Raw genomic sequence first — 8710 nt, forward strand, 5'->3', positions numbered from 1 at the left:
AAGCGCCTCCGCCTTCTGGTACTCCTCCAAAGCGGCATCGATGTCGCCACGCGTGACCTGTTCGTCGCCTTCGTTCATGTGCTGGTACGCCCGTGCGACCGACAACAGGCGGCGCAATTCGACGAGCGGTTCGCGGGAGTCCTGGACTCTGAGGTCGAAGAGGCGGTCCTGCCATGGCCTCCCGGATGGCTCGGCCGCGACGACCAGCAGCGCGGCGGACTGACGGCCCCGGATGTCGCCTCCCTCGGCTTCGGCGGCCTCGAGCGCGCCCATGAGTCGCTCGGCAAGATCTCCGGGACTGGAGGTGTAGGCCCGGACCATGGCTTCGCAGACGGTCGGACGGAGCATCAAGTTCGCCTGGACCGTGAATCCGTCGCCTTCCACGTCACACGATTCCGCGATGGCCAACGACCCGGTGTGCACCGCGGTCCCCCCGGCTGCGTCCACGATCCCGACCTGGCGTACTTCGGGATGAGCGTCCGCAGCGACGAGCCCGGCCAGCGTCTGGGAGGCGGACCTGCCCGTTTCCAGCAGGACCAATCCGTTGGCGCCGTACGAGGGATCGATGAAGGACTGGGTGGCAATGGCGCCCACGCCGCTTCGAGCCCACACGACCGAGGAACCGACCGAAAACCAGTGGGATTGGACGGCCACGCCGAGCTCGCCCGTCTCGGGATCTCGGGCCACGATCGAATAGGTGTGGGCCGGGCGGAGCGGACGGGCGGCATCCTGGGCGGGGAGGGCAGGTGGGGTCGAGAGGCCCAGCGAAAGCAGGACGGCGGATAGAAGAGCCGGAGCGGGTGCCGGTCGCGAGATCATGATTCGGTCCTCCTCTGACGAAGGTGGCGCGAACAGGGCCAGCGTCCATCCACCGGGCAGTCTAGGGCTCCGGGGGACCGCAGGGAAGCACCGGCCGCAGGGGCCGGACGAATCGGGGCAGTATGAGTACACATAAAATAATGTATTGTAACAGTATAGTGATAATTGTATGATGTAAATTCGATACCGTTTCCGTCCGGTGGACAGAAAGGCTGTCCGATGATATATTTGGGGGCCCTGCAGCACTCGTATTCGACTGAACTTCGAGGTATGCATGACCAAGCACTTCCGGGACGACAGCGGTAGAAGGTGGAAGGCGTGGCTCGCGTCGAGAGACGTCTTCTGGCCCGACCCCGACAAGTCCGGAACGGCGGATGACAACGAGTCCGTGATCTTCGTGTGCTTCTCGGATCCGGCTCAGCCCCAGAGGCGTATCCGACTGCCGGCCGGCTCGTTCGAGAGCTTGAGCCTGGAAGACCTGAAGAGCCGATTCAGCGTCGCAGAGCCGGATCCAGCGATTCGATAGAGACGCGGTGGCTCGAAGGCCGTTCGAGCAAGGGGCGTGACACCGGTGAATCCCGGGGTTGCGCCCCTTTTTCATAGACTCAAGCGACGGACAGGCAGGGATCGCAATGACAGGGAAGAGCAATTCCGCGGGGCTCGCGGGCGTCGTGGCGGCCGAATCGGCGCTCAGCCATATCGACGGATCGGCCGGCCGGCTGTGGTATCGAGGGTACGATGTGCACGCGCTGGCTTCCCACGCGAGCTACCTCGAGGCGGTGTATTTGCTCTGGTACGACGCACTCCCGTCGGCCATCGAGCTGACCGCGTTCGAGGGCACCCTGGCGGCGGCCCGTGCGCTGCCTCCGGCGGTGATCGAGGTCCTCGGAACGCTGCCTCCCGATTCCTCTCCGATGGCCGCACTCCGAACGGCGGTGTCAGCGCTGGGTCAGACAGACCCCGAGGCGGATGATGTTTCCCACCCGGCGGACCTGCGGAAGGCCGGACGCCTCGTCGCTGCGATGCCGACGATCGTGGCCGCTTTCGACCGACTCCGACAAGGCCTCGAGCCGATCGATCCGGACCCGGGATTGGGCTGTGCGGCCAACTTCCTGTACATGCGCACCGGCGAGCGCCCCGGCGAGGCGGCCGCGAAGGCCCTGGATACATCCTGGCTCCTCTACCTGGACCACGGGCTCAATGCATCGACCTTCACGGCGCGTGTCGTCGCCTCCACCCTGGCCGACATGCACTCGGCGATCACGGCCGGCATCGCCGCGCTCAAGGGCTCGCTGCATGGAGGGGCGAACGAGGCGGCCATGCGGATGCTGCTCGAGATCGACTCGATCGAGCAGGTGGGGCCGTACGTGGATCGAGCTCTGGAGCGGGGAGAGAAGATCATGGGGTTCGGTCACCGCGTGTATCGGGTGGAGGACCCTCGCGCCACCCACCTGAGGCGCATGGCGGAGGCCCTTTCCGCGGAGACGGGGGAGACACGCTGGTACACCGTGTCCCGTGCGCTCGAGGAAGAGCTTCTTCAGCGCAAGGGCCTGCACTGCAACGTGGACTTCTACTGCGCCACGGTATACTACTCTCTCGGCCTGCCCATCGATCTGTTCACGCCGCTGTTCGCGGTCGGACGGAGTGGCGGGTGGGCCGCCCACGTGATGGAACAGCATATGCATAACCGGCTCATTCGACCGCGGGCCGAGTATACGGGTGAGCTGGACCGTGCCTGGGTGCCCATCGAGAGACGTTGAAACACTGTCGTCCATGGAGAGATGAGACATGTCTTCTGAATATCGTTACGCGAAGGTGCCGGACGGCGACTCCATACAGTTCACCTCCGGAGGGCCGGAGGTGCCGGACCACCCGATCGTACCCTTCATCGAGGGAGATGGGATGGGCCCGGACATCTGGGCGGCGGCGGTAAGGGTCTTCGACGGCGCGGTCAGGGCCGCCTACGGATCGGACCGGAAGATCCAGTGGATGGAGGTGTTCGCCGGTGAGAAGGCTCTGGATCTCACCGGAGAGTGGTTGCCGGAGGAGACACTTCAGGCGATCCGTGACTTCTCGGTCGCCATCAAGGGGCCTCTCACGACCCCGGTCGGGGGCGGGATCCGCTCGCTGAACGTGACGCTCCGGCAGAAGCTGGATCTCTATGCCTGCGTGCGGCCGAGCCGGTGGATCGCGGGCACGCCATCCCCGGTGAAGGCTCCGGACAAGCTCGATGTCGTGATCTATCGCGAGAACACGGAGGACGTGTACTCCGGCATCGAGTGGGAGGCGGGCACGGCGGACGTGGAGAAGGTGCGGGCGTTCCTGAACGACGAGATGGGCTGCTCCATCCGCGAGCAGAGCGGGATCGGGGTGAAGCCGATCTCGGAATTCGGCACCAAGCGCCTGGTCCGCATGTGCATCCGGGACGCCCTGCGCAACGGCAAGAAGTCGGTGACGCTTGTGCACAAGGGCAACATCATGAAGTTCACCGAGGGCGCCTTCCGTGAGTGGGGTTACGAGGTGGCCAGGGATGAGTTCGGGGACCAGACGATCACCGAGACGGAGCTCTGGAGCGCCTACGACGGGAAGCAGCCCGAGGGCAAGCTGGTCATCAAGGATCGAATCGCGGACGCCATGTTCCAGCAGATTCTCCTGCGGCCGGCGGAATACGACTACATCGCGTTGCCCAACCTGAACGGCGACTATCTCTCCGACGCCTGTGCCGCGCAGGTCGGAGGGCTGGGGATGGCTCCGGGCGCCAACATCGGTGACGAGGTCGCGCTGTTCGAGGCCACGCACGGTACCGCCCCGAAGTACGCCGGCCTCGACAAGGTGAATCCGACTTCGCTCATCCTCTCGGGCGTGATGATGTTCGAGTACATGCGGTGGCCCGAGGCAGCCGAGGCGGTCCTGGCAGGAATCGAGCGCACCGTAGGGCAGAAGTACGTGACCTACGATCTCGAGCGACAGATGGACGGTGCCACCCTGGCCAAGACGTCGCAGTTCGGGGACCGCATCATCGAGAACATGCGAGCCGGCTGAGCCTGCCCGCGGGCGGGGTCCGCGGGTCCGCCGCGGACCCCGCTTGAAGACCGACGCACGGAGGGTCGTATCGGGTCAAGGTCGCCTCTGAGGATCGGGCTCTCGCTCGCAATCGGTCTCCTCCTGGCGCTCGACCTGCCGGCGCAGGAGCCGGAGCGTCCGGTGCCCGAGGTCCCACGGGACTCGGCCGTGGTGCCGTTCGAGGGGGATCTGACCGGCACTCTCGCCGATTCCGCCGCGGAAGAATCGTTCGCGCAGATCGCCGCCGAGATGCGGCCGCCTTCCGAGGGATGGTCGTGGACTTCGTACGAATGGGACCGGGACCGGATCCTCCGCTCGAACGCGATGACCCTGGAGGACCTCCTCTCCGAGATGGTGCCGGGGTACACGTCGCTCCGTGCAACCTGGTTCGGAGGTCCGCACCAGGCAGTGCAGGGCGTTCTTGGTCCCGGCTTCCTCTCGGTCTCGATGGACGGCCGTCCGCTGACTCCGGTCGACGCAGGGCAGGTCGATCTGACGCGGATCGCGCTGGCGAACATCGAGAGCGTGCGGGTGAGGCGTCGGGCGGATGGCTGGATCGCCGAAGTGACCACGCTCCGTCGGGAGAAGCGCTCGGCCTACTCCCGAATCACCGGGGGGACGGGAGATCCGGGGCTCAGCCGGTTGCGCCTCGTGTTCAGCAACGGACTCGGTCGCGATTTCAACGTCGGGACGTCGATCGACCTGCTCGATGTGGGGGGGGACACCCCCTCGGACGACTTCAACTTCTGGGGCCGGGTGGAATGGCTCCCCGGGGGCGGTGAGTCCGGTGTCGAGCTCCACTGGGTGACCGAGTCGATGGACCGCACCGTATACGAGCCCGCCGAGCTCAACCGCACGGAGCTCTTCCTCAGGGGGCGGGGCAACCTCGGAGAGCACCTGCAGGTGGAAGCGTTTGCCGGCACCACGGGTCTCAGCGAGGCAGGAGAGAGCGTCCAGAAGGTATCCAACGGGGGCTTCCGGCTATCGGGAGACACGAATCGCGGGTGGTTCCGCGGGGCGTTCCTTCTATGGGACGATCCGGTATTCCCCATCGTCGACGTGGGTCTGGACGGGGGATACCGGGTTCTTCCCTGGTTGTCGGTCAACCTCGGGGCGCGGCTCGCCTCCTGGGACGAGTTCTCGGCCTCGGAGGTGCGAGGTGGGATCATGGCCGCCGCCCGGCCGCTCGGGCTCACGTTCACCGTGGACGGAGCGACCGGCACGCGAGGAGTCTCCTATCCGACGCTGCAGCAGGCGGATTCCGTGTCGTTCGACCTGGCCGCCGCCGGTCTCGGACTGCAGCTGGGACCGATCGCGATCTCGGGGAGGGCGGAATACCAGAGTCTCTCCCGCCAGCTGCCTTTCGGAGCCGTCTTCGACCGGGAGGCGGCCCCCGGGGGCGCCGTCGAGCTCGGGATCGGCGAGGTGGGGCTCGAAACGCCCGTCGTCCCCCTGAACCTGATCTGGGAGACCGTGTCGCCGGTGAAGGTCCGGGGCTTCTATCGATACGCGAACGTACTCGACGGCGAGGATCCGCTCTACGTGCCGTCGGGGGTCGCGCGGGCCGAGCTCTTCTGGCACGACTCGTTCTTCGACGAGGAGCTCGAGGTCAGCGCCTCGTTCGGGCTCAACTACCGTGACTCGATGCTCAGCTCGCCGGCGCCCGGCTCTCCCAGTGAGGCGCCGGTGGCCGTGGCCGGATACGAGTACATCGACTGGAACCTGATGGTTCGCATCCTCGGGGTGCGGGTCTACTGGCGGTTCGAGAACGTGACCCAGATCGAGGGTGAGGACTTCCCGGGGCTCACCTTCCCGGTGCTTCGGTCGGTCTTCGGAGTCAAATGGGAGTTCCTCAATTGACCCTGAAACGCTATACTCAACGGTTCCAATGATACGCAGCATGACGGGCTTCGGGGCGGCCACCGCGACCGCCGGCGGTGTGGACGTGAGCCTTGAGCTACGCTCGGTCAACTCGCGGCACGTGAAGATCCACTTCCGGATGCCGCCGGGCGCCGAGCGATGGGAGGAAACGCTCCGGGACACGATCGCCGCGCAGGTGCGACGCGGCCACGTGGACGTCACGCTGCGGCTCGGCGGCGCCTCCGGCGGGGAGGCAAATGTCCCGGTCGAGTACCAGCTGGACGAGGCGCGTGTTCGCGCCTACGTAGAGGCGCTTCGTCGGGTCCAGGAGTCCTTCGACCTCCCGGGCGAGATCGATCTCGGCCTGGTCGGACGTTTCGATCGCCTGTTGATCGAGGCTCCGTCGGACCCGAAAGAAGCGGTCTCGGACGAGGTGCTGCGAACGGTCGCCCGGGAAGCCGTCGATCAGCTGGTCGCGATGCGCGATCGGGAGGGGGAGCGGCTCGCCGAGGACCTCTCGGCCCGACTCGTGGCGCTTCGAGAGGGGCTGTCGGAGGTGGAGGAGCTGGTGCCGGGCCGACTCGACCGCGAGCGGTCGCGGCTGCGGCGATCCATCGCTGAGCTGGCCGCGGACATCGAGGTGGATGAGGACCGCCTGGCCCGGGAGATCGCCTTTATCGCGGACAAGTGGGACATCTCGGAAGAGCTCGTGCGGGCCCGGTCGCACCTGGACGCTTTCGATGAGCTGCTCGAGAGTCCGGCCGAAGAACCGGTCGGCAAGCGTCTCAGCTTTCTGGGCCAGGAATTGTTGCGGGAGGTCAATACCATCGGATCCAAGGCCAACGACGCCTCGATCGCCCGGATCGTCGTCGAGATGAAGAACGAGCTCGAGTCCCTCCGGGAACAGAACGAGAACGTCGAGTGAGGCGGCGGTGACGGCAGGTGCCCTCCACCGGTTCGCGGTCGTGCTGGCCGGCCCCTCGGGCGGTGGCAAGACGACCGTTCGAACCGAGTTGCTCCGACGTCGGTCGGATCTGCTGTTCTCCGTCTCGGCGACGACGCGGCCGGCCCGACCGGGAGAAGTGGACGGAAGGGACTATCAGTTCCTGGCACGCTCCACCTTCGAGCGCATGATCGAAGAGGGGGACCTCCTGGAATGGGCCGAGGTACATGGACAGTTGTACGGGACACCGAAAGCCAATCTGGAGCGCGCACGGGAGGCGCGGGCTCACCTGCTGCTGGACATCGACGTGCAGGGAGCGCGTCAGTTGAAGCGCGTGCACCCGGACTCGGTGACCGTGTTCCTCCTCCCACCGGACTTCGAGGCCCTCGTGGAGCGGCTCCGAAGGAGGGGAAGCGAGGACGAGGAGGCCTTTCGGACCCGCATGCGGACGGCGCTGTCGGAGCTGTCGGAAGTCGACCGTTTCGACTACGTGCTGGTGAACGATGAGCTGGAAGACACGGTGAGCGGGGTCGAGGCGATCGTCGCGGCCGAGACTCACCGGGTACATCGGCTGAGCCCGGACGCGAGGCATCGCGTCGAGGCGCTCGGCAAAGCCTTGAACCGGATGCTGGAAGCATCTGCAATGGAGGAAGCGAGACGCGAATGAAGGTGTTTACGCCCGACGACCTGGTTCCGGCGGCCTCGGATAAGTACCTCGGGGTGCTCGTGGCTGCCAAGTATGCCCGTGAACTGAACGCCCTTCCGCTGGAGCGGTCACCGTACGGCGCCGACAAGCTGACCACCATGGCGCTTGCCGCTCTGTCCTCCGGTCAGCTGGAATACCGCCTGGTCCGCAAGCGCGGCGCTTCCAACGAGTAGTCGGGACATGCTGGAGGGGCGGCGCGTTCTGCTCGTGGTCTCCGGCGGAATCGCCGCCTACAAGAGCGCGATTCTACTCCGCCGATTCCGGCAGGCGGGGGCGCGGGTTGACGTGGTGATGACGGATGCGGCCGAGAAAATGGTGGGCACCACCACGTTCGAAGCGCTCAGTGGCCGCCCGGTACTCACCGATCTGTGGAGTGAGCCTCTCGCACACATCGAGCTCGGCCTGGAGGCGGACCTCGCGGTCGTGGCGCCCGCCACGGCGAACATCCTGGCGCGCATGGCTCACGGCCTGGCGGATGACATGGCCACATCGACATTGCTGGCGGCAGCGTGTCCGGTGCTCGTCTGTCCGGCGATGAACTCGCGGATGTGGCGGCACCCGGCGACGGAGGCCAACGTCCGTGTACTCCGCGAATCGGGCGTGCACGTCGTCGGTCCCGAGGAAGGAGAGCTGGCCGAGGGGGAGCACGGTCCGGGTCGAATGTCGGAGCCCGACGACATCTTTCTCCAGGCAGCGCGGGTCCTCCGAAGCGATTCGGCGCTTGCAGGGCGTAAGGTGGTCGTCACCGGAGGTCCTACGATCGCACCGGTGGATCCGGTCCGCTTCGTCGGGAACCGCTCTTCGGGGCGAATGGGAAGCGCCCTCGCTTCGGCGGCGTGGCTGCGGGGAGCGGACGTGGTCTTCATCTCGGGACCGATCTCGGTCGATCCGCCGTTCGGGGCGCGCTGCATCAGGGTGGAGACGAGCGAGGAGATGGGAGAGGCCCTGGTTCGGGAGCTGGAGGGCGCCGACGTGCTGATCATGGCCGCGGCCGTATCCGACTACCGGGTCGCCAGCCCGTCCGCCGTCAAGATCAAGCGTGCGGAAGAGCGCGCCCTGGAGCTGAGACTCGAGGCAGGTCCCGACCTTCTGGCTTCGACCCGTGCGCTGCGGGAGGAGCTCGGTGTGTTCACCGTCGGCTTCGCCCTCGAGACGGAGGACGCGGTAGAGGCGGCGAGCCGGAAGCTGAGGGAGAAGGGCGTCGACCTGATGGCGGTGAACGAGGCGGGCCGCGAGGATCGCGGACCGGAGAGCGAAACGAATCAGCTGACCCTCATCGCTGCGGAGGGCGTGATCGAGGAGATCCCGTTGATGCCGAA

The 8710-nt window shown here is 66.4% G+C and carries 9 protein-coding genes; 8 read left to right on the forward strand and 1 reads right to left on the reverse strand.

The window, feature by feature from the left end; all coding sequences use genetic code 11:
• A partial coding sequence (locus AC36XV_RS13400; RefSeq protein ID WP_492204192.1) for a DUF1028 domain-containing protein occupies positions 1–819 on the reverse strand: 819 nt, incomplete at its 3' end.
• 274 nt (positions 820–1093) lie between these two features.
• On the opposite strand from AC36XV_RS13400, the gene AC36XV_RS13405 reads away from it, so the two are divergent.
• The 8 genes from AC36XV_RS13405 to coaBC form a co-directional block, all read left to right on the forward strand.
• Positions 1094–1345, forward strand: a complete 252-nt coding sequence (locus AC36XV_RS13405) for a hypothetical protein (RefSeq protein ID WP_492204193.1) — start codon at positions 1094–1096, stop codon at positions 1343–1345.
• Positions 1346–1451: 106 nt separating this feature from the next.
• Entirely contained in the window at positions 1452–2579 is a 1128-nt protein-coding gene (locus AC36XV_RS13410) for a citrate/2-methylcitrate synthase (RefSeq protein WP_492204194.1), read from the forward strand.
• A 28-nt stretch (positions 2580–2607) separates the two neighbouring features.
• Positions 2608–3861: an isocitrate dehydrogenase (NADP(+)) gene (icd, locus tag AC36XV_RS13415; RefSeq protein WP_492204195.1), complete on the forward strand. Its 1254-nt coding sequence runs from the start codon at positions 2608–2610 to the stop codon at positions 3859–3861.
• Positions 3862–4023: 162 nt separating this feature from the next.
• On the forward strand, positions 4024–5742 hold the full coding sequence (locus AC36XV_RS13420) for a TonB-dependent receptor plug domain-containing protein (RefSeq protein ID WP_492204196.1): 1719 nt from the start codon (positions 4024–4026) through the stop codon (positions 5740–5742).
• A 40-nt stretch (positions 5743–5782) separates the two neighbouring features.
• Positions 5783–6667 (forward strand): YicC/YloC family endoribonuclease, encoded by an 885-nt coding sequence (locus AC36XV_RS13425; protein ID WP_492204197.1) that lies wholly within the window; start codon positions 5783–5785, stop codon positions 6665–6667.
• A gap of 7 nt (positions 6668–6674) precedes the next feature.
• Positions 6675–7352: a guanylate kinase gene (gene gmk / locus AC36XV_RS13430; protein WP_492204198.1), complete on the forward strand. Its 678-nt coding sequence runs from the start codon at positions 6675–6677 to the stop codon at positions 7350–7352.
• Positions 7349–7564, forward strand: coding sequence for a DNA-directed RNA polymerase subunit omega (locus AC36XV_RS13435; protein ID WP_492204199.1), 216 nt, complete (start codon positions 7349–7351; stop codon positions 7562–7564). Before gmk ends, AC36XV_RS13435 begins: the two co-directional genes overlap by 4 nt.
• 7 nt (positions 7565–7571) lie before the next feature.
• Positions 7572–8710, forward strand: a 1139-nt coding sequence (gene coaBC / locus AC36XV_RS13440; RefSeq protein WP_492204200.1) for a bifunctional phosphopantothenoylcysteine decarboxylase/phosphopantothenate--cysteine ligase CoaBC, incomplete at its 3' end; no start/stop codon positions are given.

This window comes from Candidatus Benthicola sp. (genome assembly GCF_058719085.1).

Excerpts from the sequence above, each read along its gene's own strand:
- AC36XV_RS13435 (WP_492204199.1), top strand. The coding sequence starts at position 7,349 with ATGAAGGTGTTTACGCCCGACGACCTGGTTCCGGCGGCCTCGGATAAG.
- AC36XV_RS13425 (WP_492204197.1), top strand. The coding sequence starts at position 5,783 with ATGACGGGCTTCGGGGCGGCCACCGCGACCGCCGGCGGTGTGGACGTG.
- icd (WP_492204195.1), top strand. The coding sequence starts at position 2,608 with ATGTCTTCTGAATATCGTTACGCGAAGGTGCCGGACGGCGACTCCATA.
- AC36XV_RS13405 (WP_492204193.1), top strand. The coding sequence starts at position 1,094 with ATGACCAAGCACTTCCGGGACGACAGCGGTAGAAGGTGGAAGGCGTGG.
- AC36XV_RS13410 (WP_492204194.1), top strand. The coding sequence starts at position 1,452 with ATGACAGGGAAGAGCAATTCCGCGGGGCTCGCGGGCGTCGTGGCGGCC.